The organism is Tistlia sp. (genome assembly GCF_040905785.1).
GTDB lineage: Bacteria > Pseudomonadota > Alphaproteobacteria > Kiloniellales > DSM-21159 > Tistlia.
Genome location: NZ_JBBDQW010000046.1, coordinates 9,392 through 33,337, shown reverse-complemented (window position 1 = coordinate 33,337; position 23,946 = coordinate 9,392). Strand labels below are relative to the sequence as shown.

The window sequence follows — 23,946 nt, the reverse complement described above, 5'->3', positions numbered from 1 at the left end:
GGTCGCCTGCGGCACCCTCGAGGCCGGCGACGTCGCCGGCCGCCGGGGGGGCCCCCCCCCCCCCCCCCCCCCCCCCCCCCGCCTGGGGGCCCCGCACCCGCCCCAGCGCTTCATCGAGGTCACCCAGGCGGTCACCATCGAGAGCGACGACTTCGACTTCGTCGAGGACTTCCGGGGCATGGAGACGATCGCGCGCCAAGGCTCCCTGCTCGCCCGCGACGGCGGCCGGCCCGTGGTAACCCCCTACGACGACTGCGTGCTGATCATGCCCTCGCGGCGCCTGCAGCGCGGCCAGACCGCGGTCCGGCTCGGCCGCTACCTGGCCTGAGGCCGCCGCAACCGGCCAGCGCACGTCACGATACCTTTGACCCCAGGTCGCCGCCGCGCGCCTTGAGCCGGGGCGCCGGTGCCGTCACCTTGTCCCGGAGGCTCGGCGACCCGGGCCGGCCCCGCAGCGGAAGAGGCATGCGCGATGAGTCGGATCTACGTCCTGCACGAGAACGAGGAGTGGGTGCTGCCGCTGCGCGCGGCCTTCGAGGCGCAGGACCTGCCCTACCGCGAGTGGTTCCTGGACGAGGCACGGGTCGCGCTCGACCGGCTGCCGCCCGAGGGCGTCTACTACAACCGCATGAGCGCCTCCTCTCACACCCGCGGCCACCGCTTCGCGCCGGAGGCGACGCGCGCCACCCTGCAATGGCTGGAGCTGCACGGCCGGCGCACGGTCAACGGCAGCCGCGCGATCGCCCTGGAGGTCGACAAGCTGGGCCAGTACGCGGCGCTTCAGGCCGCCGGCATCGCGACCCCGCGCACCGTCGCCACGGTCGGCCGCGAGCAGGTCCTGGCCGCGGCGCGCGAGTTCGGCGAGTGGCCGCTGATCCTGAAGCCGAACCGCGGCGGCAAGGGCCTCGGCGTGCGCCTGGTGCATTCCTCGGCGGCGGTCGAGGAGGCGCTGGACGACCCCGCCGCGGCGCCGCTCGACGGCATCTGGCTGGTCCAGCAGTACGTCGCCGCGCCCGAGCCCTTCATCACCCGCCTGGAGTTCGTCGGCGGCCGCTTCCACTACGCCGTCCGGGTCGACACCAGCGAGGGCTTCGAGCTCTGCCCGGCCGACGCCTGCGAGCTGCCCGGCCAGCTGCTCCCCGAGGGCGCGGCCTGCCCGGCCGGTGCCGCGGGCGCGAACGGGGGCCTCTCGAAGTTCAGCATCGTCTACGGCTTCCGCCACGCCCTGATCGCCCGGCTCGAGCGCTTCCTCGCCGCCCACGGCATCGAGGTCGCGGGCGTCGAGTTCATCGTCGACCGCCACGGCCAGGCCTTCGTCTACGACGTCAACACCAACACCAACTACAACGGCGATGCCGAGGCCCGCGCAAGCGCCGCCAACCCCGCCTTCGAGGGCGGCATGGCGCGCCTGGCCCGCTTCCTCGGCGAGCAGCTCGAGGGGCTGCGGGCGGACGAAGCCGCCTGAGCCCCGCGGCCGGGGCTCAGTGGAACCGGTGGCTGCGGAAGCGTCCGGCGTTCGGGCAGAAGTGCGGCGGCGCCGTGGTGCCGGAGGCCGCCGCCGCCTCGAGCCAGAGCGCGCAGGCCGCGCCGTGCGGGCAGGCGATGCAGGCGCGCGCGGTCGCCGCCATGGTCTGGCCGAGCTGGTCGCCGGCAAGGCGCGCCGGGTCGACGCCGCACTGCGTCATCATCCGGCCGAGATTGCGGGACTTGGCGTCGAGCCGGGACAGGTACTCTTTCATCGGGCGCTCCTCGCTGGCTGCGCTGCCGGGTGTCGGCGAATCCCAGCAAAGGACGGCGGCGGCCGCCTGTCCTTGCGCCAGCGCAAATCACGACGCCGACGCGACCTAGGGCCCGATCGCCGGCTGCGCTATGCTCGCCGCCGGACCGCAGGAGCGATCGGATGGGCGGGGACAAGACGGGCGGGGACAAGACGGGCGGGCACCAGAAGGGCGAGCGCGAGACGGCGGGGGTTATCGCACCGCCGCCCCTGCTCTATCTCGGCGCGCTCCTCGCCGGGCTGGGCCTGGACCGCCTGTTCGGCCTGCCCGGCCTGCCCCTGGAACTGCCGCTGCGGCTGCTGCTCGGCGGTGCCGTCGCGCTCGCCGGCTTCGGCCTGGCGCTGCCGGCGCTGCGCGGCTTCCGGCGCGCCGGCACCGAGCCCGAGCCCTGGAAGCCGACGCGCGCCCTGGTCGTCGAGGGCCCCTACCGCTTCACGCGCAACCCGATGTACCTCGGCATGGCCTTGGTCTACCTCGGCGTCCTCCTCGCGGCAGGCGGTCCCCTGACCCTGCTGCTCCTGGCGCCGCTGCTGGCGGTCGTGCGCTACGGCGTGATCGGGCGCGAGGAGCGCTACCTCGAGGCTCGCTTCGGGCAGCCTTATCGGGACTACAAGGCACGGGTCCGGCGCTGGCTGTAACGCGGGCGGCGAAGGGCTATTCCCGGGGTTCCGGGCAATTGCTATGTAGGCTCCGCCGCCCATGAGAAGGTGGAGCGGCCTGACTGCCACGGCCGAGAGGGTGCCGATGAAGTTCGAGCTCACCGACGCCTTCCTGACCGGCGATCCCTGGATCGACGAGGATCACCGGCGTCTCGCCGCCACGATCGATTCGATCCACGCCACCGAGCGGTCGGCGGACCCGCAGGGGCTGTTCGCCGTCCTGGCGGCCTTCCGGGCCCATCTCGCCCATCACTTCGCCCAGGAGGAGGCCCACCTGAAGGCGATGCGCTACCCGCACCTCGAGCCCCACAGGGCGCACCACGGCGAGATCCTCGAGGCGCTGGAGCGGCTGATGCGCAGCGTCGAGGACGGCCGGCCGGTCGAGGGCGGCGTGGCCCAGACCTGCTACCACGAGCTGATCCGCGTCGTGCTGCTGCGCGACATGCAGTTCGCGAACTGGGTCGCCGACCGCAACCAGGGAATCCGATGACTCGCCACCTCTGCCGAGCGCCGCTCAGGTCCGGGTGATCGAGACGCCGCCGTCGGCGAGCAGCGCCGTGCCGGTCGTGAAGCTGGAAGCCTCGGAGGCGAGGTAGAGCGCGGAGCGCGCGATCTCCTCCGGCGCCGCCATCCGCTTCAGGGCGTGCAGCCCCTCGACGAAAGCGCGGGACTCCGGCGTGCCCACGGAACCGCGCGCGCCCGGGGTGTCGGTGCCGCCGGGCAGCAGCGCGTTGACGCGCACGCCCTGGGCGCCGAGCTCGGCGGCGAGCGTCTGGGTCAGTCCGATCAGCCCGGCCTTGGCCGCCGCGTAGGCGCCCATGCCCGGCATGCCGACCGTATAACCGACGAAGCTGGAGGTGAAGATCAGCGACCCGCCGCCGCGCGCGACCAGGGCCGGCACCTGGTGCCGGGCGGCGAGGAAGGCGCTGGTCAGGTTGACCTCGATCGCCTCCCGCCAGGCGGCCAGCGACAGCGCCGGCACGCTCGCCATCTCGCCGACCGCGCCGGCGTTGTTGAAGGCGACGTCGAGGCCGCCGAAACGCTCGAGCGCGAGCGCGACCAGGGCGGCGGCGTGCTCCTCCTCGCGGACGTCGCCGGCCAGCACGGCCACCTCGCCGCCCTCGGCGCGGATCGCGGCGGCCAGGGATTCCAGCTCGTCCCGGCGGCGGCCGGCCGCGACCACCCTGGCGCCCTCCCGCGCGAAGAGGCGGGCCGTGGCGCGGCCAATGCCGGAGCTGGCGCCGGTGACGATGGCGACCCTGTCGGTCAGTGCGGTCATGTCGATCTCTCCCTTGCTTTTGCGGTTGCCCGGCGGCCGCCTCTGGGGGCGCCCGCCGGCAGGAGGGAGGATCGCGGGCCGGGCAGCCGGTCACTCTCCGCTTCTTGCGGAGGGCTCGCGCAAAACGGACCCCGCGCTCGGGGGCCGCTCGGGGCGCGCTCTGGAAAGCCTCAGCGCAGGCCGAGCGGATGCACCGGCGCGAAGGAGGCGGAGAAGAGCGAGAGGCCGAGCGCCAGGATGACGAGGCCACCGACCAGGCCGGCGGCCTGCCCGAGCAGCGCCAGGCGGGCGCCGCCGAGGCGCTCGGAGCGCTCGGCCAACGCGGTCGCGAGGTCGCGGGCATGGACCGCGAGCCAGGCCAGGGCCGAGACGGTGATCGCGGTGCCGAGCGAGACCGCGGCAACCGACGCGACGCCGGCCCAGCCGAGGCCGACGGCGCGCGCGAAGACCAGGACCACGACCGCGCCGCTGCAGGGCCTGAGGCCGACCGAGAGGACGATGCCGAGGCTCGCGCGCCAGTCGCCGGCGCGCGCCAGCTGCTTGGCGGAGGGGCCGTGGGCGCAGGCCTCACAGCCTTCGACGGCACGGTCGTGCCCCGGCGCCCCGTGGTGGCCCCCGTGGTGGCCCCCGTGGTGCCCCTGGTGATGCGCGTGACCGTGCGCGGCGTGATGGCCGGTCCCGCGGCTCCCGCGCCACAGGCCGCCGAGCGCGCGCAGCAGCAGCAGCAGGCCGACGCCGGCGACCAGCGCGTAGCTCAAGCGTTCGCTCCAGGTCACGGCGACGCCGCTCTCGCGCGGCAGCCAGCCGGCGAGGCCGATCAGGCCGTAGACCAGGAGCAGCGCGACCAGGCCCTGGCAGAGGGAGGCCGCGACGGCGAGCGCGATGCCGCGCCGCAGGTTCTGCCGCTGGGTCAGCAGGTAGGTCGCGATCACCGCCTTGCCGTGTCCCGGGCCGGCGGCATGGAAGACGCCGTAGAGGAAGCTGAGCCCGACCAGCGCGCCCGAGGCGAGCAGCGCCGCCGAGCCCTCCTGGCCCTGCAGGGCGCCGAGCTCGCCGGTCAGCGCCCGGTGGAAGCGCGTCTGCTGCTCGAAGATCCAGACGAGAAGACGGGTCCAGGGCCCGGCGGCGTCCGGCGACAGCGCCCCGGCCAGCCACAGGCCGCCGAGCGTCAGCAGCGCGAGTCCCGCGGCGAGGCCGAGCGGCCCGGCCGCCGGGGCCGGGCGGGCGCGCTGCCGCGGAGGGCTAGCGGTCATGGGCAGTCCACCGTCACGGTCTCGGCGAAGAGCGCGCCGATGGTGGCGCCGCCGGGGCCCGGCACGACCCGCTGCGAGCGGTCGGCGGCGGCCGCCAGGCCGACCGCCTCGGGCGCCGGATTGGCCGGCTCGATGCGGTAGTCGCAGCCCGCGGGGGCGTCGAGCAGGCGTACCGCCGGAGGCTCCTCGGCGTGCAGCATCTCGATGTAGTAGGTCGGGTCGTAGACCCGGTAGGAGAAGCCGCCCGCCGCCGGGTCGGCCGGCGCCGCGAGCGGCAGCAGGAAGCTCATCTCCAGGCGGTCGCCGCGCATCGCGTTGACGCCGCCGCTCGGCGCGCCGAAGGCGACCGCCTCGCCGGCCGCGGAGGCCGCGGTGAAGTAGCCGTACTCCTCGAGGTTGCCGAGATGGACCGCGAGCAGCTCGGCCAGCTGGTCCGGGTCGGGTCGCCCGTCCCCGTCGGCGTCCATGCCCTCGGTCGCGAAGACCGTGTAGTAGGGGTCGAACAGCCAGGTCTGGCGCAGCGAGGCGACGGCCCCGGCCGCGTCGAACTGCAGCTCGACCCGGACGTCGATCCAGGCGTGGGGATGCGCCTGCGCCGCACCGCCCGCGAGCGAGAGCGCTCCGACCAGTGCCCCGCCGAGGAGCACAGAACCGCCGAGCAGGACCGGGCCGCCCGGCCGCCGCCTTCCCATCGCTGCGCTCATCCTTGCCTCCGCCGCTCCGTCGGCCCCCAACATGCCCGATCCGGCGAGTCCGCGCGAGGAGTGCTGCTTGCCCGCGCCGCGGCGGGGCGCCATATTGTCCGCATGCTCACGCAGCCCCGCACACCGGCCGCCGGCACCGAGGCGCCGCCCTCGGGCCGGCCGCGCGATCCGGTGGTGCTCGCCTCGGCCGGCTTCCTCGCCCTTTGCCTGCTGTTCGCCCTGCCGCCCCTGCTCTCGGAGTCGGCGCAGGGCTTCTACGAGGCGGGCTTCCTGGCCATGCACGAGGCCATGGCCGGCATGGCGGTCGCCTGCCAGTGGACCTACTGACCAGTTGGACCTACTGACCAGTTGGACCTACTGAGGCGACCTTTCGGCCAGGTCCCGTCCGAGCCTTCCTAGCGCCCCTCGGCGAGCGCCCGCTCCAGCGCCGCCACGACCTGGTCCAGGGTCGCCGACTCGTCGAGCACCGCCACCGCCCGCCAGTCCGGATCCATCAGGTAGATCCGCGAGCTATGGTCGACGGGATAGTAGAGGGGATCGACCTCGGTGCGCAGGCGGTAGCTGACGCCGAAGCGCCGGGTCAAGCGGTCGATCTCCGGCTTGGGTCCGCTCAGGCCGACGAAGTCCTCGCCGAAAGCCGCCATGTAGCCGGCCAGGTGCTCCGGCGTGTCGCGCGCCGGGTCCAGCGTGACGAACAGCGGCCGCACCCGGCCCGGCTCGCCCAGGCGCGCCCTTGCGTCGGCCATGGTCTGGAGCGCCGTCGGGCAGAGATCGGGACAGAAGCTGTAGCCGAAGTAGAGCAGCGTGAAGCCGCCGGCGAAATCGGCCTCGGTGACCGTCCGCCCCCGCTGGTCGGTCAGCCGGAAGGGCCCGCCCAGGTCGCGCCGCTCCTGGATCAAGCCGGGGCCGCTCAGGCTGCGCGGCTCCGAGAGGGTCTCGGCCAGCACCCAGGCGGCGAAGCCGAGCGCCGCGAGCAGGACCACCGCCGTGCCCCAGCGCAGCGCGCGGTCGAGCGGCGAGCCGGTCTTCCCCCCCGTCCACCGTCCAGGTTCGGCCATGCCCGCCCGCCGCCCCTAGTCGCGACCCATCTCGAGGCGCAGGGCCAGGAGCTTCATCAGGTCCTTGAGGGTCAGCAGGCCGACCAGGCGGCCGCGCTCGACGACCAGCAGCCGGCTGGCGCCGTCGCGCTGCATCTGCGCCAGCGCCTGGCTGGCGTCGCTGTCGGCCTCGACGCTGATCGTGCCGTCGAGCGGCCGCGCGATCTCCTCGAGGCGGGTCTCGTCCCACAGCGCGCGCGGCACCTCCTTGACCCGGCGCGCCTCCAGCGCGCCCAGCAGCCGGTCGCTCCCGCTTCCCTCGCCCCCACGCTCCCGGTCGACCACCGGATAGAAGTCGTGGCCGTGACGGAACAGGACCTCGTCGACGAAGGCGCGCACCGTCATGTCCGCCGGCACGGTGACCGGATCGGGGGTCATGAAGCGGCGCACGCGGACGCCGGCCAGCAGCCGCGTCGACTCGAGCTGGAGGCGCGCCGAGGAGGCGGCCTGGCGCAGGAACAGGCCGATCAGGAACCACCAGAGCCCGCCGATGAAGTTGCCGGTCAGCACGCTGGCGAGGCCGAGGGCGATCAGCGCCAAGCCGAAGAGCGCGCCGGCCCGGCTGGCGGCGCGCGTCGCCCGCGCCAGGTCGTCCCAGCGGTGCCAGAGCGCCGCGCGCAGCACCCGGCCGCCGTCGAGCGGAAAGGCCGGAATCAGGTTGAAGACGGCGAGCAGCGCATTGAGGAAGCCGAGATAGCGCGCCACGCCGACGGCCGGCTCGGCGACGCCGGCCGAGGCGCCGAGCGCGGCCAGGCCGTAGAAGGCCAGCGCCAGCAGGCCGCTGGCCACGGGGCCGGCGATCGCCATCCAGAACTCCGCCCGGGCGCTGGCCGGCTCCTCCTGCATCTCGGCGATGCCGCCGAACAGGAACAGCGTGATGCCGCGGATCTCCAGCCCGAAGCGCCGGGCGACCAGGGAGTGCGACAGCTCGTGGAAGACCAGCGAGATCAGCACGCCAATCACGCCGACCACGGCCATCCACCAGTAGGTCGCGACCGTCAGGCCCTCGTAGAGGCTGGGAAAGAGCCCCTGGGCCAGCGACCAGGCGATCAGCAGCGCCAGGAAGGTCCAGCTGAGATCGAGCTTGATGCGGAACCCGAAGACCTCGAACAGCGTGATCTGCCTGCCGAACAACGCGCCACTCCTACCCGGTGAGACTGGGCACACTCTAGCAGGCCCGGCGCCGGCTGACTTGAGGTCGATCAAGCGCGAGGCAGCCGCGTCAGCCGCCAGGGGACAACCCGCCGGGGGCGGCGAGCAGGACCTCGTAGTGCGCGGCCTCGGCGTCGAAGCCGGCGAGGACCGCGCGCGCCTCCGGCTCGACGACGGCGCGCCGCGGCGTCGGCCCGGCGAAGGCCTCGAGCGCGTCGAGGTCGTCCCACAGGGTCGCGACCAGGACCTCCTCGCCCTCGGGGCCCGGCCCAGCCTCGGCCTCGCCGGCGACGCGGGCGAGCAGGAAGGCCCCGCGATGGCCGGCGAGACCGGCGAGCCGCGGGAAGACCCGCCGCTCCAGATGCTCCCGGTAGGCCGCGACCCGCCCCGCCTGCGCGACGCCGCGCCAGATCCGAACGATCATCCCCTGGTCCTCCCTCGCCGCGGTCCTCGCGCCTGCGAAGGTCGACGGCGCGCGCGCCGGCGTATTGGCGGAAATTGCCCTCTGCGCGGCTTTCAGCGCGCGAAGAGGGCGAAGGTCCGCACCTCGATCGACTCGCGCGGCGCCGCCTCGGGCGGCGTCGCCGGCAGGTCGAAGGCGCTGTGCGGCGTGAAGCGGGCGCGGCCGTCGTCGCGGCTGTCCCAGCCCTTGATCAGCAGCACCTCCTCCGGCGTCATGCGCGGCGCCCAGTACCAGCGCTGCGTCGGCTCGTAGGCCAGGTGGTAGATCTCGCCGACCCGGTCGGGAAAGACCTGGTCGGTCGCGACCAGCGCCGCCGGCCGCACGCTGGCGGCGTCGGCCAGCGCCAGGGGCGAGCGCTCGACCGGGCCGCGGATCGGCCGCCAGAGGTTGATCTGGGCGATGCGTCCGCCGGCAGCCAGCCACCGCTCGACCTCGGCGGTGCCGAGCACGTCCGCGGCGCGCCGCGGGCCGCTGGCGCGGGTGTAGTCGACGTGGACCTGCCGCGCGGGCCCCCGCTTGCCGACGCCGCCCTCGACAAAGCCCGGGCCGTCGGTGCGGCGGGTGGCGTCGAAGGCGACGACGCGGGCGGCGCCGGTGAGCCGGCACAGCAGGGCCTCGACCTCGGGCAGGTAGAGCGCCTCGACGGCCGCTTCGTCATGGAGATCGGCGACCGTGCTCGGCGATCGGTGCAGCTCGAAGCCCTCCTGGTCGAGCGACAGCCCGCCGGCCAGGGGCCGGAGGTCGCGGACCGGCACGAGGTGCCGCTCGGTGTCGAAGAACAGCCGGGGCGCGCCGCCGGTGTAGGCCGAGCTGTGGAAGACCGGCTTGCTTTCGGTCGCCGTGATGAAGCTCAGCGCCGCCTCGGTGTCGGCGGCGGGATGCGGCCGGGGGCGCTCCGGACGCCGGGCGATCGGGGCCGCCCAGACCGGCGCGAGCTGCGGGCGCTCGACCGCGGGAAGCGAGACCAGGCGGTCGCGGGCATCGGACAGCAGTCCGTCGAACAGGTCGGGAAGCAGGGTCATGGCAGGTCTCCCGGATGGCTGCGGGCGGTCCGTCCCTCGGCGGCGGATAGCGTCGAGGACTCCTCCCTCACCGAAGAAGCTGGCGCCCGGGCGTCGGCCTCGCCAGCGAGTTCGCCTCAGGTCGACTTGAGCAATATTCAAGTCCGTCCGGCGAGGTCGCGCAGCCAGGCTTCGACCCGCCGCACCGCGGCGGTCGGCGCCGTCCCGGCCGGCCGGCACAGGTAGTGCGCCGCCCCCGTCGGGTCGCCGGCGCCGAAGGGCGCCTCCAGGACGCCGCGCGCCAGCCGATCGTCGACGACCGGCCGGCGCCCGATCGCCAGGCCGTGACCGCCTTCCGCGACCTGCAGGACCTGCTCGGCGCCTTCCAGCTCGATGGCTCCCGCCAGGTCCGGCGGCGCCAAGCCCCGCGCGCGGGCCCATTCCTCCCACTCGTCGGGCGACAGGGTGTTGACGATCAGGCGGGCCCGGCGCAGCGCCTCGGCGGTCGGTTCCCCGGCGGCCGGCTCCCCGTCGCCGAGCGCCAGGTAGCCAGGGGCACAAACCGGCAGCGCCGTCTCCTCGAGCAGGAAGGCCGCCTCGACGCCCGGCCAGGCGCCCTTGCCGTGTCGGATCGCCAGGTCGACCTGGTCGCGCCTGAGGTCGAGCACGCGGGTGGTGGCGACCAGCTGTAGCTCGACGTCGGGATGGGCGCGCTCGAAGCCGCCGAGCCGGGCGATCAGCCAGCTCGCCGCCAGCGAGGGCGGCAGCGTCAGGCGCACGACGCTGCGGCCGCCGGGGTGCAGCAGCGCCTCGGTCGCGATCTCGATCTGGCGGATCGCCGGGTCGATCTGCTCGAGGTAGCGCCGGCCGGCGGCGGTCAGGCGGACGCCGCCGCCATCGCGCTCGAACAGCGCGACGCGCAGGAAGTCCTCGAGCCGCCGCACCTGGTGGCTGACCGCCGACTCGGTGACCCCCAGGCTCTCGGCGGCGTCCCTGAACCGGCGCCGGGTCGCGGCGGCGTGGAAGGCGCGCAAGGCGGCGAAGGGCGGCAGGCTGTAGCGGCGCTCGTGCATCGTCGGATGCTCGCGCCTTCATGAGCGCCATTCAAGTCATGGGACCTGTGACGCGCCGTCTCCAATAGCCCCTGCCGATTGGTCTCCAATAGCCCCTGCCGATTGACAGAGGCGCTGCCGCCGGCTTCTCCTGGGCCGCAGGGCGGAGGCGGCCGTGGCGCGCAGCGATCCCAGGAACAGCAGCCACTACTGGTGGGACCGGCACGTCCCCGGCCTCAGCCTGCTGCGCGCCGACTTCACGACCCACGCCTACCCGCCGCACAGCCACGAGGCCTTCGTCGTCGCGGTCACCGAGGCCGGCGGCTCCGTGATCCGCAGCCGCGGCGTCGAGACCGAGGCGCGGGGCCGCGAGCTCTTCGTCTTCAATCCCGCCGAGCCGCACGAGGGCTGGATGGGCGGCAGCACGCGCTGGCTCTATCGCTCGCTCTACCTGACGCGCGAGGCGATCGGCGGCCTGGAGCGGGCGCTCGGGGTGGAGGCGTTGCCCCACTTCCTGGCCAACAAGGTCGCCGACCGCGATCTGACCGCCGCCTTCCTGGCGCTGCACCGGGCGCTCGAGCAGGGCCGCGACCCCTTCCGCGAGCGCGAGCTGCTGGTCGGCTCCTTCGGGGTGCTGTTCCGCCGGCACGGCAGCGACCGCGCCCGGATCGCGCCGGCCCCGGCCGAGCGCGCCCGCCTGGCCCGCCCGCTCGCGCTGATGCAGGCCCGCCACGGCGAGGCGCTGCGCCTCGAAGAACTGGCGGCCGAGGCCGACCTCACGGTGTTCCAGCTGATCGGCCTGTTCAAGCGCGCGACCGGGCTGACGCCCCACGCCTACCTGACCCAGGTCAGGCTCAACGCCGCCTGCCGGCTGCTGCGCGGGAACACGCCGCTGGCCGCCGTCGCCGCCGAGGCCGGCTTCTACGACCAGAGCGCCATGACCCGGCACTTCAAGCGCTGCTACGGCATGACGCCGCGCCAGTTCGCGCAGGCGGCGCGCGGCGCGAGTTGCGGCTGAGGGGCGATCCGGTCCGCGCTCCCACGCCCCTCGACAGGGGACGAAAGGCTTGCTTCCGGCGGCGGCGGCGCACCCACGCCCCTCGACAAGCTCGGGACGAAGCGGAGGGGAGTGGCCGGAAGGATGCTTCGTCCCGAGCCTGTCGAGGGGCGTGCGGGCCCTGCAGGTGCCGACCCGAAGGGAGTGCCGGCTGCCGCTTCGTCCCGAGCTTGGTCGAGGAACGTGGGAGCCCTGGCCGGCAATTTTCGCCAATACCGCCGAGCGCCCGCGGCCGAGACTGCAGCCTTCCACAGTCGCCAGGAGGCCGCCCGCCCGATGTCGCACTACTTCTGCCACGCCCATCCCGAGACGCTGACGCTCGAGACCCAGGTGCTCGACAGTCGGCCCGGCCGGGTCGCCCTGGCCGAGACGCCCTTCTATCCCGGCGGCGGCGGCCAGCCGGCCGACCTGGGGGTGCTGCGCCACGGCGGCGGCGAGGTCGCGGTCGTCGGCTTCGAGCGGGCGGACGGCCGGACCTGGCACCTGCTCGAGCAGGAGATCGAACTCGCCGGCACGGTCGAGGCGGCGGTCGAGCCCGGCTACCGGAGCACGATGCGCCAGCTCCACACCGGCACCCACATCCTCAACGCCTTCGTGTTCCAGGCCTTCGACGGCGCCCTGGTCACCGGCGTGCAGATGTACGCCGACGGCACCGCGCGCATGGACTTCGACATTCCCGGCGCCGACAGCGAGCGGCTGCGCGCGCTGGAGGCGCCGATCAACGAGGTGGTCGCGCGGGATCTGGCCGTCACCTTCGATTACGTCGAGGCCCTTGCCGCGCAGGCCGAGCACGGCCTGATCCGCAGCCGCTCGGTGGCGCCGCCGCCGACGCCGGACGGGCGGATCCGCATCGTCGAGATCGCCGGCCTCGACCGCCAGGCCTGCGGCGGCACGCACCTGGCCTCGACCGGCGCCTCGGCGCCGCTGCGCATCCTCAAGATCGACAACAAGGGCCGGCACAACCGGCGGGTCCGGATCGGCCTGGTCGGGCACCCGGGGGTCACCGCCTAGGCAAGGCGGCGCTCAGGCGGCTTCCTCGTCGAAGTGCCGCCACTCGATCAGGCGGCCCTGCCGGGTCAGGGCGTGGAAGCCGGCGACGCAGATCTTGTGGTCGTCGACCACCTCGACCGTCAGCTTGGCGCCATCAGAGAAATCCAGGGCGATGCGGTCGCCGCCCGACGACAGCGCGACCAGACGCTGCCCGACCAGGACGGCGGGATCCCGGATCGGCCGGCCGGCGGTCTCGAGCCGGTGCGGCCAGGCCACGGTCACGACCGCGCCATGGGCGAAGCCGACACAGAGGACGCCTTCGTCCCGGCCGGCCTCGGTGACAGTGCGCGAAACCAGAGCACGCAAGTCCGGATCCATGTCGCCTCCTCTCTGCCGCCCACGGTTCGAGGCGGCTTGGGGCGACCTTCCCTCGCGAGGCGAGAGGCCGGCATTGACCGGGATCAATCGAGGCGTGATTTTCCGCCTTGGCTCAGCCGGCCAGGGCACGGACGAGCAGCGCCGCACCGACGCCGGCGCCGATGGCGGCGAGCGCCTGCCGGGTCAGCGCCATAACGGCAACTGGAGCGCCGAGGGCCTCGCCTTCGACGAACGCCTGACCAGCCTTGCCGACCTCGCGGTCTGGGTCCGCCGCCAGGGCCTGGTCGAGGCCGGCTACCGGCCGGACCGGCAGGACGCCGGGCTGCTTGAGGCGCTCCGCGCGCTGCGGGCGAGCCTGCGCCGGCTGCTGCTGGCCCCGGGCGCGGTCGCGCAGGCGGACCTCGAAGCGCTGAACCGGGCGCGCGCGATGGCGGCGTCGCCGCCCCTCGTGCGGCGATGCGGACGCCTGCTGCTCGCGCCCGGCGCCAGGCTGGACTGGCTCGGGGCACGCTGGCGCATTCGGCGAGCGAATGCCTGCTGACGCTCGAGGCCGGCCGGATCAAAGCCTGTCCCGGCGAGCGCTGCGGCTGGATCTTCCTGGACGAGAGCCCGAACAACCGGCGCCGCTGGTGCTCGATGGCGACCTGCGGCAACCGTGACAAGGCCCGCCGCCACTACGCGCGCCGCAAGGCCGGGTGAAACGGGGGCCGCTTCGGCCCGCGCCCCCGCTTCTCCCGCCCCGGCCCGAGGCCCCGCTCAATGGTTGTCGCGCGGGATGCCCTTGGTCTTGTCGATCTGCAGGTAGAGCGTCGCCGGCTCCAGGCAGCCGCCGCGGTCGAGCTGGCCGACCAGGCTGCGGTAGATCTCCTGCCAGGGCGTCTGGTGCTCGGGGATGGTGGGGCTCCAGGCGGCGCGGCGGCGCTCGATCTCGGCCTCCTCGACCAGCATGTCGACGCGCCGGTTCTTGAGGTCGATGCGCACCCGGTCGCCGGTCGCCAGCAGGGCCAGGCCGCTGCCCAGCGCCGACTCCGGCGAGGCGTTGAGGATCGAGGGGCTGGCCGAGGTGCCGGACTGGCGGCCGTCGCCGATCGTCGGCAGCTCGGTGATGCCTTCGCGCAGTAGGCGTGCCGGCGGCTGCATGTTGACGACCTCGGCCGAGCCCGGATAGCCGATCGGCCCGCAGTTGCGGATGAAGAGGATCGAGTCGGCGTCGACCGGCAGGTCCGGATCGTCGAGGCGGTCGTGGTAGTCCTCCGGCCCCTCGAAGACGATCGCCGTGCCCTCGAACATGCCCGGGTGCTCGGGGTTCTCCAGGTAGCGGCGGCGGAAGTCCGGCCCGATCGCCGAGGTCTTCATGACCGCGGCGTCGAACAGGTTGCCGCCGAGCACCAGCAGGCCGGCGCTCTCCTTGAGCGGCCGGTCGAGCGGGCGGATCACCTCGCGGTCCTCGGTGAAACGGCCGCGCATCTCCTCGCCGATCGAGCGGCCGGTGACGGTCAGCGCCGCCTCGTGGATCAGGCCGCCCCCGATCAGCTCGGCCATCACCGCCGGCACCCCGCCGGCGCGGTGGAAGCGCTCGCCGAGGAAGCGGCCCGTGGGCTGGCAGTCGACGATCAGCGGCACGTCGAAGCCGACACGCTGCCAGTCCTCCATCGTCAGCTCGACGCCCATGTGGCGCGCGATGGCGTTGAGGTGCGGCGGCGCGTTGGTCGAGGCGCCGAGCGCCGAGCAGAGCACGATAGCGTTCTCGAAGGCTTCCCTGGTCATGACCTGGGAGGGCCTGAGGTCCTCCTCGACCATGGCGACGATGCGCTTTCCGGTCGCCCAGGCCATCTGGCCGCGCTCGCGGTAGGGCGCGGGGATCGCGCCGCAGCCGGGCAGCGACATGCCGAGGCCCTCGGCCAGGGAGTTCATCGAGAGCGCCGTGCCCATGGTGTTGCAGTGGCCGACCGAGGGCGCCGAGGAGGCGACGCGGTCCATGAACTCCTCGTAGCCGATCTCGCCGGCCGCCAGCAGTTTGCGCGCGTCCCAGACGACCGTGCCCGAGCCGGCCAGCTCGCCCTTGTAGTGGCCGTCGAGCATCGGCCCGCCGGACAGCACGATGGCCGGGATGTCGACGGTCGCGGCGGCCATCAGGCAGGCCGGCGTGGTCTTGTCGCAGCCGGTGGTCAGCACGACGCCGTCGAGCGGGTAGCCGTAGAGCACCTCGACCAGGCCGAGGTAGGCGAGGTTGCGGTCGAGCGCCGCGGTCGGGCGCTTGCCGGTCTCCTGGATCGGGTGGACCGGGAACTCCATGGCGATGCCGCCGGCCGCCGCGATGCCGTCACGCACGCGCTTGGCGAGCTCCAGGTGGTGGCGGTTGCAGGGCGCCAGGTCCGAGCCGGTCTGGGCGATGCCGACGATCGGCTTGCCGCTCTGCAGCTCCTCGCGGGTCAGGCCGTAATTCAGGTAGCGCTCCAGGTAGAGCGCGGTCATGCCCGGGTTGTGCGGATTGTCGAACCAGGCCTGGGAACGCCGCCTGCTGCCACCGTCGCTCATGGGTCTCTCCCTATCCGTTTATTGTCGTCGCGGGTTCAGTCCAGCTCGTCGTAGGCCTCGACCAGGTGCCGCGCGGCGAGGCCGACGGCCTCGGCCGGACGCCCCGGCTTGTAGAGGCTCGAGCCGAGCCCGAAGCCGAGGCAGCCGGCCCGACGATAGGCCGCCAGATCGGGCGCGTCGATGCCGCCGACCGCATAGAGGGCCAGCGCCGGCGGCAGGACGGCCTTGAGCGCGGCGACCCCGGCGGGACCGAGCAGGAAGGCCGGGAACAGCTTCAGCGCGCTGGCGCCGGCGGCGGCGGCCAGGAAGCACTCGCTCGCGGTGAAGGCGCCGGGATAGGAGGCGAGGCCGAGCGCCCGCGTCGCCTCGATGACGCGGGCGTCGCTGTTCGGCGAGACCACGAAGCGGCCGCCGGCCGCCGCCACCTCGCCCACCTCGGCCGGGGTCAGCACGGTGCCGGCGCCGACCTCGGCGCGCCCCGCCAGCTGTTCGGCCAGCAGGGCGATCGACTCCAGCGGCCGCGGCGAGTTGAGCGGCACCTCGAGCCGGAGGATGCCGGCCGCGACCAGGGCCTCGCCGACCGCCGGCGCCGCTTCCGGCGTCAGGCCGCGCAGGATCGCCATCAGCGCGCGCATCTCACCTCCCCTGCCGCCGGATCGCAGCCAGCCCCTGGATCACCGTGGCGGCGCCGCTCGCCGTCTCCGGCGCCCGCCCGGCAAGCACGAGCGCCTCGGCGTAGAGCGCCGCCAGGGCGTCGTCGCCGATCACCGCGACCCGGCTCGCCTCCTTGCCCGCCTCGCCTGCCCCAACCGCGGAGGCCAGCTCCTGGCCGATCAGCAGGCCCGACAGGCGGGAACGGGCGGCCCCGCCGGCAACCTCGAACAGCAGGTGCCGGGCGCGCAGCGCGAAGAGGCGCGCCGGCACCTCGGCCGGCTGCTCGAGCGCCTCCTGCACGGCCACGGCGAAGGCGGCGGGATCGCGCTCGCTCCCGTCGCCGAGGCTGTGGCGCAGGATCGAGTGGTCGGCCAGCAGGGCGAAGAGCTCGCCGGTCATGTAGGTACGGAAGGAGAGCAGGCGCCCCTCGGCGACCTCGACCCACTTGGCGTGGGTGCCGGGCAGGCAGAGCGTCCAGCGGCCGCCCCGCTCGTCCGCCGGGCGCCCGGCCAGGAAGCCGAGGATCTGGGTCTCCTCGCCGCGCAGCACGTCGGGCGCCGCCGGATCGCGCTGCGCCAGGCCCGGGACCAGCGCGACCGCCAGGCGCGGGTCGCGGGTCTCGACCGGCAGCAGGCCCTCGCCAAGCCGCCCGAGCGCCAGCGGCAGGTCCAGGTAGGGCGCCTCGCGCCAGCCCTGGCGCGCGCCGGCCATGCCGCAGACCAGCACGGGCAGCGGCGCCTCCAGGCCGTCGAGCCAGTCGGCCAGCGCGCCGACCAGCGCCGCCTCGAAGGCCTCGGCGCCCTGGCCGGCCAGGGCGCCCATGCCCGGCCCGCCGCGCGCCTCGCCCAACGGCCTGTCGGCCGCGTCGAAGGCCCAGGCGCGCAGGCGGCTGGTGCCCCAGTCGACCCCGATCCAGTCGAGAGCGCTGCCGTCGATGCCCTTGCCCGCCCCGCTCATCGCGACACCCGGCTGTTCGTGGTCGTCGCCGCGCCCGGCCGGGAGTCAGGGCGGCCGCCGCTTCGTCGACGCTATCATAGGGCGATTCCGACGAGGCGGAAGCCGCCGCGGGCTAAGCGGCTGCGGGCCGGTCGGCGCGTCCGGGAACGCCCCCCCATGGCCGTCGTTGCAGGGAGAGACCCGCCCGGCAGACCCGGGCCCTCCTGCACCGGGAGCTTTTCCGCGATGAAAGCACTCTGCTGGCACGGCAAGCACGACGTCCGCTACGAGACCGTCCCCGATCCCGAGATCGAGAGCCCCCGCGACGCCATCGTCAAGGTCAGCAGCTGCGCGATCTGCGGCTCGGATCTGCACCTCTACGACGGCTTCATGCTCGGCATGGAGTCGGGCGACATCCTCGGCCACGAGTTCATGGGCGAGGTCGTCGAGGTCGGGCGCGCCAACAAGAAGCTGAAGGTCGGCGACCGGGTCGTCGTGCCCTTCACCATCGTCTGCGGCGACTGCGACCAATGCCGGCGCGGCAACTTCTCGGTCTGCGAGCGCAGCAACCGCAACGCCGGCCTGGCCGCCAAGATGTTCGGGCACACCACGGCCGGGCTGTTCGGCTACAGCCACCTGACCGGGGGCTACCCCGGCGGACAGGCCGAGTACGTGCGCGTGCCCTACGCCGACGTCGGCCCGGTCAAAGTGCCCAACGGGCTGACCGACGAGCAGGTGCTGTTCCTCGGCGACATCTACCCGACCGGCTGGCAGGCCGCCGCCCAGTGCGAGATCGAGCCGGACGACACGGTGGCCGTCTGGGGCTGCGGCCCGGTCGGCCAGTTCTGCATCCGCAGCGCCGTGATGATGGGCGCGCGCCAGGTCGTCGCCATCGACAACGTGCCCGAGCGCCTGAGCATGGCCGAGGCCGGCGGCGCGATCGCCATCAACTTCGACGAGGACAGCGTGCTGGAGCGCCTGGGCGAGCTGACCCGGGGCAAGGGCCCGCAGAAGTGCATCGACGCGGTCGGCCTCGAGGCCCACGCCACGGCAACGCTGGATTCGGTCTACGACCGGGCGAAGCAGGCGGTGATGCTGGAGACCGACCGACCGCACGTGCTGCGCGAGATGATCTACGTCTGCCGGCCGGGCGGTACGCTCTCGATCCCGGGCGTCTACGCCGGCCTGGTCGACAAAATTCCCTTCGGCGCGGCGATGAACAAGAGCCTGACCTTCCGCATGGGCCAGACCCACGTCAACCGCTGGGCCGAGGACCTGCTGCGGCGCATCGAGGAGGGCCAGATCGACCCCTCCTTCGTGATCACCCACACCGCCGGGCTGGAGGACGGCCCCGAGCTCTACAAGACCTTCCGCGACAAGCAGGACGGCTGCGTCAAGGCCGTGCTGAAGCCCTGAGGAGAGGCAAGATGCGCCACGTCTACCCGGACGCGCCGCGGCGGCGCCGAACCAGGACCTCGGCCGACGCCCTGGCCAGCGGCCTCGGCTACTTCTCGCTGGCCCTCGGCGCCGCCGAGCTGCTGGCGCCCGGGGCCATCGCCCGCTGCCTCGGCAGACCGGGCGACGCCAACATCGTGCGCGCCTGCGGGGCCCGCGAGGTGCTGACCGGGGCCGGCATCCTGGCCAGCGAGAACCCTAGCCTGTGGCTGTGGGGCCGCGTCGCCGGCGACGCCCTCGACCTGGCGCTGCTCGGCGCCGCTCTCGCCGGGCGCAACCGGCAGCGCCGCCACGTCGGCGTGGCCATGGCCAAGGTCGCCGCCCTCATGACGGTCGACCTCGCCTGCGCCCGCGCCCTGAGCGCGGCCGAGGCCGGCCACTACGTCAGCCCTGACTACGGCGACCGCAGCGGCTTCCCGAAGCCGGCCTCCGAGATGCGCGGGATTGCCGCCGGCAGGGAGCGAGACGACGGCGCCAGCGCCACGGGTGCGAGCCAGCCTACGGACCAGACCGGCAGCAGACCGGGCGGTCAGTCGGGCAAATCCTCGGGTGCGTCCGGCGAGAGCAAGGCCACCAACGCGGGCGCAGGGCCTTCCGACGGCCAAGCCGGATCCCAGACCGCGCCCGGCCGCGCCGCCGGGCCGGCCGGGCCTCCGCCCCAAGGCCAGGGTTAGCCGGCAGAGGGTCGACCTAGTCGGCTTCGCCTGCGCGCTCGGCCGGTTTGGGCTCCGGCTCGACGCGCGGCCGCGGCCGCAGCAGATGCACCAGCTCGCCGACCATGCCGCGGCGGAAGGTCAACACGCAGACCACGAAGATCGCGCCGGTGACCACCGTGACCCAGGAGCCGAACCCGGCCAGGTAGTTCTGCAGGGTGACGATCACGGCCGAGCCGACGACAGGCCCCCAGATCGTGCCCATGCCGCCGAGCAGGGTCATCAGGATGACCTCGCCCGACATCTGCCAGTGGACGTCGGTCAGGGTCGCCGCCTGGAACACGATCGCCTTGGTCGCCCCGGCCAGCCCGGTCAGGCCGGCAGAAAGCGTGAAGGCGGCCAGCTTGAAGAGATTGACGTCGTAGCCCAGCGAGATCACGCGCTGCTCGTTCTCGCGGATCGCCTTCAGCACCTCGCCGAAGGGTGAATGGACGATCCGGTAGATGACCAGGAAGCCGACCGCGAAGATCGCCAGGACCAGGTAGTAGAGATTCATGGTCTCGTTGAGGTCGAGCAGGCCGAACAGGGTGCCGCGCGGGATACCCTGGATACCGTCCTCGCCGTAGGTGAAGGGCGCCTGCAGGGCGAAGAAGTAGACCATCTGCGCCAGCGCCAGGGTGATCATGGCGAAGTAGATGCCCTGGCGGCGGATCGCCAGCAGGCCAAAGCCCAGGCCGAGGGCCGCCCCGACCAGCACGCCGAGCAGGATCGACAGCAACGGCGGCAGGGCCCAGACCAGCATGGCGTGGCCGGTGACGTAGGCCGCCATGCCGAAGAAGGCGGCGTGGCCGAAGGACAGCAGGCCGACGAAGCCGATCATCAGGTTGAAGGCGCAGGCGAAGAGCGCGAAGCAGAGCAGCTTCATCAGGAAGACCGGGTAGAGCCCGAGGTAGGGCCCGGCCAGCATGAAGGCCAGGAACAGCACGCCGAAGCCGAGGTTGGTGCTGAGGCGCCTCATGTCCGGGTCCTGCCGAACAGGCCGTGCGGCCGCAGCAGCAGCACGATCGCCATGAGGACGAAGACCACGGTCGCCGAGCCCTCCGGATAGAAGGTCTTGGCCAGGCCCTCGATCACGCCGACGCCGAGGCCGGTGACGATCGAGCCCATGATCGAGCCGAGGCCGCCGATCACGACGATGGCGAAGACGACGATGATCATCTGCTGTCCCATCAGGGGATTGACCTGATAGATCGGCGCCGCGAGCACGCCGGCGAAGCCGGCCAGCGCGACCGCGCCGCCGTAGGTCAGGGTCATCATCAGCGGCACGTTGATGCCGAAGGCCCGGACCAGCTGCGGATTCTCGACCGCCGCGCGCAGGTAGGAGCCGAGGCGCGTGCGCTCGATCAGGAACCAGGTGCCGAAGCAGATCACGATGGAGGCCAGCACGACCCAGCCGCGGTAGACCGGCAGGAACATGAAGCCGAGGTTGAAGCCGCCCTGCAGCCAGGAGGGGATCGGATAGGGTTGCCCGGAGACGCCGTAGGCGTTGCGGAACAGGCCCTCGATGATCAGCGCCAGGCCGAAGGTCAGCAGCAGGCCGTAGAGGTGGTCGAGCTTGTAGAGGCGGCTCAGCATCGTGCGTTCCAGCAGGATGCCGAGCAGCCCGACGACCAGGGGAGCGAGGACGAGTGCCGCCCAGTAGGGAATGCCGAGATAGGACAACAGCAGCCACGCGACGAAGGCGCCCGTCATGTAGAGCGCGCCGTGCGCGAAGTTGATGACGTTCAGCATCCCGAAGATCACCGCCAGCCCCAGGCTGAGCACGGCATAGAAGGAGCCGTTGATCAGGCCTAGCAGCAGCTGCCCGAACAGCAGTTGCGGCGGGATTCCGAGCAATTCCGTCATGACGCACCCCTGGTCATCGGAGTCGCTTCACAGGCCTACTGGGTGACCAGCGGGCAACGGCTCTCGGACAGCGGCTGGAAGGCCTGGTCGCCCGGGATCGTGCGCAGGATCTCGTAGTAGTCCCACTTGCCCGAGGAGTCGCCCGGCGCCTTGACGCGCGCCAGGTACATGTCGTGGACCATGCGGCCGTCCTCGCGGATGACGCCGTCCTTGGCGAAGAAGTCGTTGATCGGCATCTTCTTCATCTGGTCGACGACCGCCTTGCCGCCGTCGTCCCCGATCTCAGCGAGGGCCGCCAGGTAGTGCTTCATGCCGGAGTAGACGCCGGCGTGGACCATGGTCGGCTGCTGGCCGTTCATGCGCTCGGCGAAGCGTTTTGCGAACTCGCGGCTCTCCTCGTCGCGATCCCAGTAGAAGCCGGTCGTGAGCGTCAGCCCCTGGGCGACGTCGAGGCCGAGGCTGTCGACGTCGGTCAGGAAGATCAGCAGCGAGGCGAGCTGCTGGCCGCTCTGGACGATGCCGAACTCGTTGGCCTGCTTGATCGTGTTGGTGGTGTCGCCGCCGGCATTGGCCAGGCCGATGACCTGGGCGCCCGAGCCCTGGGCCTGCAGCAGGTAGGAGGAGAAGTCCGAGCTGCTGAGCGGATGGCGCACCGTGCCCAGGACCTCGCCGCCGTTCTCCTTGACCACGTTCGAGGTGTCCTGCTCCAGCGAGTGGCCGAAGGCGTAGTCGGCGGTGATGAAGAACCAGGACTTGCCGCCCTCCTCGACCATCGCCTTGCCGGTGCCGATGGCCAGGGCATAGGTGTCGTAGGTGTAGTGGACGGTGGTCGGCTGGCAGTCCTCGTTGGTCAGGCGGGTGGTCGCCGCACCGCTGTTGAGGAAGGCCACGTCGTTCTCGCCGGTCAGCTTGGAAACGGCCAGCGCGACACCGGAGTTCGGCACGTCGACGATGACGTCGACGCCCTCCTGGTCGATCCACTGGCGCGCGATGCTGGAGCCAATGTCGGGCTTGTTCTGGTGGTCGGCCGAGAGGACCTCGATCTTGGCGCCGGCGATCTCGCCGCCGATCTCCTCGACGGCCATGCGCACGGCCTCGACCGAGCCGGGACCGCCGAGGTCGGTGTAGAGACCGGACTGGTCGTTCATGACGCCGATCTTGATCGTGTTGTCGGAAATCTCGGCCTGGGCGCCGGTCGTGATCAGACCGAACGCCGCGGCGCAAAGCGCAATTCGTGAAACTTGCATCAGGCTCTCCCTATCAATGCCTTCTTGTGGTTCCCCCACCCTTCGGGGCTCAGACGCCGAGGTAGGCATGGAGCTTGTCCATGTTCTCCTCGAGCCGGTCGTTCGCGAACTCGTCGACCACCTGGCCGTGCTCCATCACGTAGTGCCGGTCGGCCACGGTGGCGGCGAAGCGGAAGTTCTGCTCGACGAGCAGGATCGTGAAGCCCTGGTCCTTGAGCTGCCGGATGACCTTGCCGATCTGCTGGACGATGACCGGCGCCAATCCCTCGGTCGGCTCGTCGAGCAGCAGCAGCGGCGCCCCGGTACGCAGGATCCGCCCGATCGCCAGCATCTGCTGCTCGCCGCCGGACAGCCGCGTGCCGGGGCTGCGCCGCCGCTCCTGGAGGTTCGGGAAGACCTGATAGATCTCCTCGACCGACATGCCGCCGGGCCGCACCACGGGCGGCAGCAGCAGGTTCTCCTCGACGTCGAGGCTGGCGAAGATGCCGCGCTCCTCCGGGCAGTAGGCGATGCCGGCCCGCCCGATGCGGTCGGCGGTGAGCCCGACGATGTCGCGGCCCTCGAAGCGGATCGAGCCGCGGCGCTGGTCGACCAGCCCCATGATCGAGCGCAGGGTCGTGGTCTTGCCCGCGCCGTTCCGGCCGAGCAGGGTCACGACCTCGCCCTGGCGCACCTCGAAGGCGGCGCCGTGCAGGATGTGCGATTCGCCGTACCAGGCGTGCAGCGCCTCGACCGACAGCAGCGCCTCGCCCTCGCGGCCGGCGCCCTCGTCGCGCAGCGTCGATGCGTCAGCCATGTCCGGTCCCCATGTAGGCCTCGCGCACCTCGGGATCGTTCGACACCTCCTCGTAGCTGCCCTCGGCCAGGATCTGGCCGCGCTGCAGCACGGTGATGGTGTCGGAGAGGTCGGCGACGACGTCCAGGTTGTGCTCGACCATCAGCACCGTGCGCCCCTGGGCGACCTCGCGGATCAGCGCCGAGACGCGCTTGACGTCCTCGCGCCCCATGCCGGCCATCGGCTCGTCGAGCAGCATGACCTGCGGCTCGAGCGCCAGGGTGGTGGCGATCTCCAGCGCCCGCTTGCGGCCGTAGGGCAGCTCGCCGGCCTGGGTGGAGCGGGCGTCCTGCAGGTCGACCGCCTCGAGCAGAGCGTCGGCGCGCGCCTCGAGGTCCGACAGGCAGGCGCTGGAGCGCCAGAACTGCAGCGAGCGGCCGGTCGGCCGCTGCAGCGCGATGCGCACGTTCTCCAGCACGCTCAGGTGGGGGAAGACCGCGGAGATCTGGAAGGAGCGCACCATGCCGCGCCGTGCCACCGCGGCCGGCTTGGCCCCGGTGATGTCGTGGCCGCGGTAGCGGATCGTCCCGGCGCTCGGCTCGAGGAACTTGGTGATCAGGTTGAAGACGGTCGTCTTGCCGGCGCCGTTGGGGCCGATCAGGGCATGGATGGTGCCCTCGCGAACCTTGAGCGATACGTCATTAACGGCGACGAAACCCTTGAAATGTTTGGTGAGACCCTGGGTCTCGATGACGTAGTCGCGCTCCGTGGCCACGCTCGCTCCCTGCCGCCCTCTGGTTGTCCCGGGGGTTCGTACTTCCTCTTGCCCGCCGTGGCGAGGCCGGGATCCTCCCCGGCGCCATCGGCAGGCGCGCCGCACGTTAGCGCATCGCTGCTCTGCGTCAATCCCATGGCGGGGG

The 23,946-nt window shown here is 72.8% G+C and carries 28 protein-coding genes and 1 pseudogene; 11 read left to right on the top strand and 18 right to left on the bottom strand.

All coding sequences use genetic code 11. From position 1 onward, the window contains the following. A pseudogene (locus WD341_RS11360) lies at window positions 1-328 on the top strand (peptidase M14); the annotation flags it as partial. A gap of 144 nt (window positions 329-472) precedes the next feature. Further along, window positions 473-1,465, top strand: coding sequence for a RimK family alpha-L-glutamate ligase (locus WD341_RS11355; protein WP_368425569.1), 993 nt, complete (start codon window positions 473-475; stop codon window positions 1,463-1,465). 16 nt (window positions 1,466-1,481) lie between these two features. Here WD341_RS11355 and WD341_RS11350 read toward each other — a convergent pair whose 3' ends face one another. Then, window positions 1,482-1,739: a DUF6455 family protein gene (locus WD341_RS11350; RefSeq protein ID WP_368425568.1), complete on the bottom strand. Its 258-nt coding sequence runs from the start codon at window positions 1,737-1,739 to the stop codon at window positions 1,482-1,484. Between the two features lie 161 nt (window positions 1,740-1,900). Here WD341_RS11350 and WD341_RS11345 point away from each other — a divergent pair, with 161 nt between their 5' ends. Together WD341_RS11345 and WD341_RS11340 are read left to right on the top strand one after the other, a co-directional pair. Next, a complete protein-coding gene (locus tag WD341_RS11345; RefSeq protein WP_368425567.1) occupies window positions 1,901-2,416 on the top strand; it encodes an isoprenylcysteine carboxylmethyltransferase family protein in 516 nt (171 codons plus the stop codon). 106 nt (window positions 2,417-2,522) lie between these two features. Beyond that, complete coding sequence (locus WD341_RS11340) at window positions 2,523-2,927, top strand: bacteriohemerythrin (RefSeq protein ID WP_368425566.1); 405 nt, start codon at window positions 2,523-2,525, stop codon at window positions 2,925-2,927. A gap of 24 nt (window positions 2,928-2,951) precedes the next feature. On the opposite strand, the gene WD341_RS11335 is transcribed toward WD341_RS11340, so the two are convergent. The 3 genes from WD341_RS11335 to WD341_RS11325 all read right to left on the bottom strand — a co-directional run bounded on the left by WD341_RS11335 (window position 2,952) and on the right by WD341_RS11325 (window position 5,673). Continuing rightward, window positions 2,952-3,716, bottom strand: coding sequence for an SDR family oxidoreductase (locus WD341_RS11335; RefSeq protein WP_368425565.1), 765 nt, complete (start codon window positions 3,714-3,716; stop codon window positions 2,952-2,954). 170 nt (window positions 3,717-3,886) lie between these two features. Beyond that, on the bottom strand, window positions 3,887-4,969 hold the full coding sequence (locus tag WD341_RS11330; RefSeq protein ID WP_368425564.1) for a nickel/cobalt transporter: 1,083 nt from the start codon (window positions 4,967-4,969) through the stop codon (window positions 3,887-3,889). After that, window positions 4,966-5,673, bottom strand: a complete 708-nt coding sequence (locus WD341_RS11325) for a DUF1007 family protein (RefSeq protein ID WP_368425563.1) — start codon at window positions 5,671-5,673, stop codon at window positions 4,966-4,968. Before WD341_RS11325 ends, WD341_RS11330 begins: the two co-directional genes overlap by 4 nt. 102 nt (window positions 5,674-5,775) lie before the next feature. On the opposite strand from WD341_RS11325, the gene WD341_RS11320 reads away from it, so the two are divergent. Beyond that, entirely contained in the window at window positions 5,776-6,000 is a 225-nt protein-coding gene (locus WD341_RS11320) for a hypothetical protein (RefSeq protein ID WP_368425562.1), read from the top strand. A gap of 68 nt (window positions 6,001-6,068) precedes the next feature. Here the strand turns inward: WD341_RS11320 and WD341_RS11315 are convergent, their stop codons facing one another. The 5 genes from WD341_RS11315 to WD341_RS11295 all read right to left on the bottom strand — a co-directional run bounded on the left by WD341_RS11315 (window position 6,069) and on the right by WD341_RS11295 (window position 10,459). Beyond that, window positions 6,069-6,731 carry an SCO family protein gene (locus tag WD341_RS11315; protein ID WP_368425561.1) on the bottom strand — a complete coding sequence of 221 codons (663 nt, stop codon included), beginning with the start codon at window positions 6,729-6,731 and terminating at the stop codon, window positions 6,069-6,071. A 15-nt stretch (window positions 6,732-6,746) separates the two neighbouring features. Beyond that, window positions 6,747-7,904, bottom strand: coding sequence for a site-2 protease family protein (locus WD341_RS11310; RefSeq protein ID WP_368425560.1), 1,158 nt, complete (start codon window positions 7,902-7,904; stop codon window positions 6,747-6,749). Window positions 7,905-7,992: 88 nt separating this feature from the next. Next, complete coding sequence (locus tag WD341_RS11305; protein WP_368425559.1) at window positions 7,993-8,346, bottom strand: hypothetical protein; 354 nt, start codon at window positions 8,344-8,346, stop codon at window positions 7,993-7,995. Window positions 8,347-8,438: 92 nt separating this feature from the next. Then, the gene (locus WD341_RS11300; RefSeq protein WP_368425558.1) at window positions 8,439-9,407 is read right to left on the bottom strand and encodes a CmcJ/NvfI family oxidoreductase; all 969 of its coding nucleotides are present in this window, start codon (window positions 9,405-9,407) and stop codon (window positions 8,439-8,441) included. 137 nt (window positions 9,408-9,544) lie between these two features. Then, window positions 9,545-10,459, bottom strand: a complete 915-nt coding sequence (locus tag WD341_RS11295) for a LysR substrate-binding domain-containing protein (RefSeq protein WP_368425557.1) — start codon at window positions 10,457-10,459, stop codon at window positions 9,545-9,547. 154 nt (window positions 10,460-10,613) lie between these two features. On the opposite strand from WD341_RS11295, the gene WD341_RS11290 reads away from it, so the two are divergent. Together WD341_RS11290 and WD341_RS11285 are read left to right on the top strand one after the other, a co-directional pair. Beyond that, window positions 10,614-11,456, top strand: a complete 843-nt coding sequence (locus WD341_RS11290; RefSeq protein WP_368425556.1) for a helix-turn-helix domain-containing protein — start codon at window positions 10,614-10,616, stop codon at window positions 11,454-11,456. Between the two features lie 315 nt (window positions 11,457-11,771). Beyond that, a complete protein-coding gene (locus WD341_RS11285; protein WP_368425555.1) occupies window positions 11,772-12,506 on the top strand; it encodes an alanyl-tRNA editing protein in 735 nt (244 codons plus the stop codon). A gap of 12 nt (window positions 12,507-12,518) precedes the next feature. Here the strand turns inward: WD341_RS11285 and WD341_RS11280 are convergent, their stop codons facing one another. Next, window positions 12,519-12,863: a hypothetical protein gene (locus WD341_RS11280; protein ID WP_368425554.1), complete on the bottom strand. Its 345-nt coding sequence runs from the start codon at window positions 12,861-12,863 to the stop codon at window positions 12,519-12,521. A 94-nt stretch (window positions 12,864-12,957) separates the two neighbouring features. Between WD341_RS11280 and WD341_RS11275 the strand changes: the two genes are divergently transcribed. Then, the gene (locus WD341_RS11275; protein ID WP_368425553.1) at window positions 12,958-13,404 is read left to right on the top strand and encodes an ABATE domain-containing protein; all 447 of its coding nucleotides are present in this window, start codon (window positions 12,958-12,960) and stop codon (window positions 13,402-13,404) included. Beyond that, window positions 13,320-13,562: a CGNR zinc finger domain-containing protein gene (locus tag WD341_RS11270; RefSeq protein ID WP_368425552.1), complete on the top strand. Its 243-nt coding sequence runs from the start codon at window positions 13,320-13,322 to the stop codon at window positions 13,560-13,562. The genes WD341_RS11275 and WD341_RS11270 overlap by 85 nt, the downstream gene beginning before the upstream one ends. Before the next feature lie 57 nt (window positions 13,563-13,619). On the opposite strand, the gene WD341_RS11265 is transcribed toward WD341_RS11270, so the two are convergent. From WD341_RS11265 to WD341_RS11255, 3 genes are read right to left on the bottom strand one after another with little or no spacing between them, the layout of a single operon-like run. Beyond that, on the bottom strand, window positions 13,620-15,401 hold the full coding sequence (locus WD341_RS11265) for an IlvD/Edd family dehydratase (protein ID WP_368425551.1): 1,782 nt from the start codon (window positions 15,399-15,401) through the stop codon (window positions 13,620-13,622). Window positions 15,402-15,436: 35 nt separating this feature from the next. After that, window positions 15,437-16,036, bottom strand: a complete 600-nt coding sequence (locus tag WD341_RS11260; RefSeq protein ID WP_368425550.1) for a 2-dehydro-3-deoxy-6-phosphogalactonate aldolase — start codon at window positions 16,034-16,036, stop codon at window positions 15,437-15,439. A 1-nt stretch (window position 16,037) separates the two neighbouring features. After that, the gene (locus WD341_RS11255) at window positions 16,038-17,012 is read right to left on the bottom strand and encodes a 2-dehydro-3-deoxygalactonokinase (RefSeq protein WP_368425549.1); all 975 of its coding nucleotides are present in this window, start codon (window positions 17,010-17,012) and stop codon (window positions 16,038-16,040) included. A 225-nt stretch (window positions 17,013-17,237) separates the two neighbouring features. On the opposite strand from WD341_RS11255, the gene WD341_RS11250 reads away from it, so the two are divergent. Together WD341_RS11250 and WD341_RS11245 are read left to right on the top strand one after the other, a co-directional pair. Then, a complete protein-coding gene (locus WD341_RS11250; RefSeq protein ID WP_368425548.1) occupies window positions 17,238-18,407 on the top strand; it encodes a zinc-dependent alcohol dehydrogenase in 1,170 nt (389 codons plus the stop codon). Between the two features lie 11 nt (window positions 18,408-18,418). Beyond that, window positions 18,419-19,120, top strand: coding sequence for a hypothetical protein (locus WD341_RS11245; RefSeq protein ID WP_368425547.1), 702 nt, complete (start codon window positions 18,419-18,421; stop codon window positions 19,118-19,120). 16 nt (window positions 19,121-19,136) lie between these two features. On the opposite strand, the gene WD341_RS11240 is transcribed toward WD341_RS11245, so the two are convergent. Genes WD341_RS11240 through WD341_RS11220 form a run of 5 tightly spaced genes read right to left on the bottom strand, consistent with a single transcriptional unit; the run spans window position 19,137 to window position 23,801 of the window. Next, complete coding sequence (locus tag WD341_RS11240) at window positions 19,137-20,117, bottom strand: branched-chain amino acid ABC transporter permease (RefSeq protein WP_368425546.1); 981 nt, start codon at window positions 20,115-20,117, stop codon at window positions 19,137-19,139. After that, entirely contained in the window at window positions 20,114-21,004 is an 891-nt protein-coding gene (locus tag WD341_RS11235) for a branched-chain amino acid ABC transporter permease (protein ID WP_368425545.1), read from the bottom strand. The genes WD341_RS11240 and WD341_RS11235 overlap by 4 nt, the downstream gene beginning before the upstream one ends. 35 nt (window positions 21,005-21,039) lie before the next feature. Beyond that, entirely contained in the window at window positions 21,040-22,251 is a 1,212-nt protein-coding gene (locus WD341_RS11230; protein WP_368425544.1) for an ABC transporter substrate-binding protein, read from the bottom strand. A gap of 49 nt (window positions 22,252-22,300) precedes the next feature. Next, complete coding sequence (locus WD341_RS11225) at window positions 22,301-23,047, bottom strand: ABC transporter ATP-binding protein (RefSeq protein ID WP_368425543.1); 747 nt, start codon at window positions 23,045-23,047, stop codon at window positions 22,301-22,303. After that, window positions 23,040-23,801 (bottom strand): ABC transporter ATP-binding protein, encoded by a 762-nt coding sequence (locus WD341_RS11220; protein ID WP_368425542.1) that lies wholly within the window; start codon window positions 23,799-23,801, stop codon window positions 23,040-23,042. The genes WD341_RS11225 and WD341_RS11220 overlap by 8 nt, the downstream gene beginning before the upstream one ends. Between the last annotated feature and the right edge of the window lie 145 nt (window positions 23,802-23,946).

Bases quoted from the DNA above. Each gene is read 5' to 3' on its own strand.
- WD341_RS11265 (WP_368425551.1), bottom strand. From the start codon at position 15,401: ATGAGCGACGGTGGCAGCAGGCGGCGTTCCCAGGCCTGGTTCGACAAT.
- WD341_RS11225 (WP_368425543.1), bottom strand. From the start codon at position 23,047: ATGGCTGACGCATCGACGCTGCGCGACGAGGGCGCCGGCCGCGAGGGC.
- WD341_RS11330 (WP_368425564.1), bottom strand. From the start codon at position 4,969: ATGACCGCTAGCCCTCCGCGGCAGCGCGCCCGCCCGGCCCCGGCGGCC.
- WD341_RS11260 (WP_368425550.1), bottom strand. From the start codon at position 16,036: ATGCGCGCGCTGATGGCGATCCTGCGCGGCCTGACGCCGGAAGCGGCG.
- WD341_RS11350 (WP_368425568.1), bottom strand. From the start codon at position 1,739: ATGAAAGAGTACCTGTCCCGGCTCGACGCCAAGTCCCGCAATCTCGGC.
- WD341_RS11315 (WP_368425561.1), bottom strand. From the start codon at position 6,731: ATGGCCGAACCTGGACGGTGGACGGGGGGGAAGACCGGCTCGCCGCTC.
- WD341_RS11325 (WP_368425563.1), bottom strand. From the start codon at position 5,673: ATGAGCGCAGCGATGGGAAGGCGGCGGCCGGGCGGCCCGGTCCTGCTC.
- WD341_RS11340 (WP_368425566.1), top strand. From the start codon at position 2,523: ATGAAGTTCGAGCTCACCGACGCCTTCCTGACCGGCGATCCCTGGATC.
- WD341_RS11345 (WP_368425567.1), top strand. From the start codon at position 1,901: ATGGGCGGGGACAAGACGGGCGGGGACAAGACGGGCGGGCACCAGAAG.
- WD341_RS11230 (WP_368425544.1), bottom strand. From the start codon at position 22,251: ATGCAAGTTTCACGAATTGCGCTTTGCGCCGCGGCGTTCGGTCTGATC.
- WD341_RS11305 (WP_368425559.1), bottom strand. From the start codon at position 8,346: ATGATCGTTCGGATCTGGCGCGGCGTCGCGCAGGCGGGGCGGGTCGCG.
- WD341_RS11355 (WP_368425569.1), top strand. From the start codon at position 473: ATGAGTCGGATCTACGTCCTGCACGAGAACGAGGAGTGGGTGCTGCCG.
- WD341_RS11295 (WP_368425557.1), bottom strand. From the start codon at position 10,459: ATGCACGAGCGCCGCTACAGCCTGCCGCCCTTCGCCGCCTTGCGCGCC.
- WD341_RS11285 (WP_368425555.1), top strand. From the start codon at position 11,772: ATGTCGCACTACTTCTGCCACGCCCATCCCGAGACGCTGACGCTCGAG.
- WD341_RS11270 (WP_368425552.1), top strand. From the start codon at position 13,320: ATGCGGACGCCTGCTGCTCGCGCCCGGCGCCAGGCTGGACTGGCTCGG.
- WD341_RS11300 (WP_368425558.1), bottom strand. From the start codon at position 9,407: ATGACCCTGCTTCCCGACCTGTTCGACGGACTGCTGTCCGATGCCCGC.
- WD341_RS11335 (WP_368425565.1), bottom strand. From the start codon at position 3,716: ATGACCGCACTGACCGACAGGGTCGCCATCGTCACCGGCGCCAGCTCC.
- WD341_RS11280 (WP_368425554.1), bottom strand. From the start codon at position 12,863: ATGGATCCGGACTTGCGTGCTCTGGTTTCGCGCACTGTCACCGAGGCC.
- WD341_RS11250 (WP_368425548.1), top strand. From the start codon at position 17,238: ATGAAAGCACTCTGCTGGCACGGCAAGCACGACGTCCGCTACGAGACC.
- WD341_RS11240 (WP_368425546.1), bottom strand. From the start codon at position 20,117: ATGAGGCGCCTCAGCACCAACCTCGGCTTCGGCGTGCTGTTCCTGGCC.
- WD341_RS11235 (WP_368425545.1), bottom strand. From the start codon at position 21,004: ATGACGGAATTGCTCGGAATCCCGCCGCAACTGCTGTTCGGGCAGCTG.
- WD341_RS11320 (WP_368425562.1), top strand. From the start codon at position 5,776: ATGCTCACGCAGCCCCGCACACCGGCCGCCGGCACCGAGGCGCCGCCC.
- WD341_RS11245 (WP_368425547.1), top strand. From the start codon at position 18,419: ATGCGCCACGTCTACCCGGACGCGCCGCGGCGGCGCCGAACCAGGACC.
- WD341_RS11255 (WP_368425549.1), bottom strand. From the start codon at position 17,012: ATGAGCGGGGCGGGCAAGGGCATCGACGGCAGCGCTCTCGACTGGATC.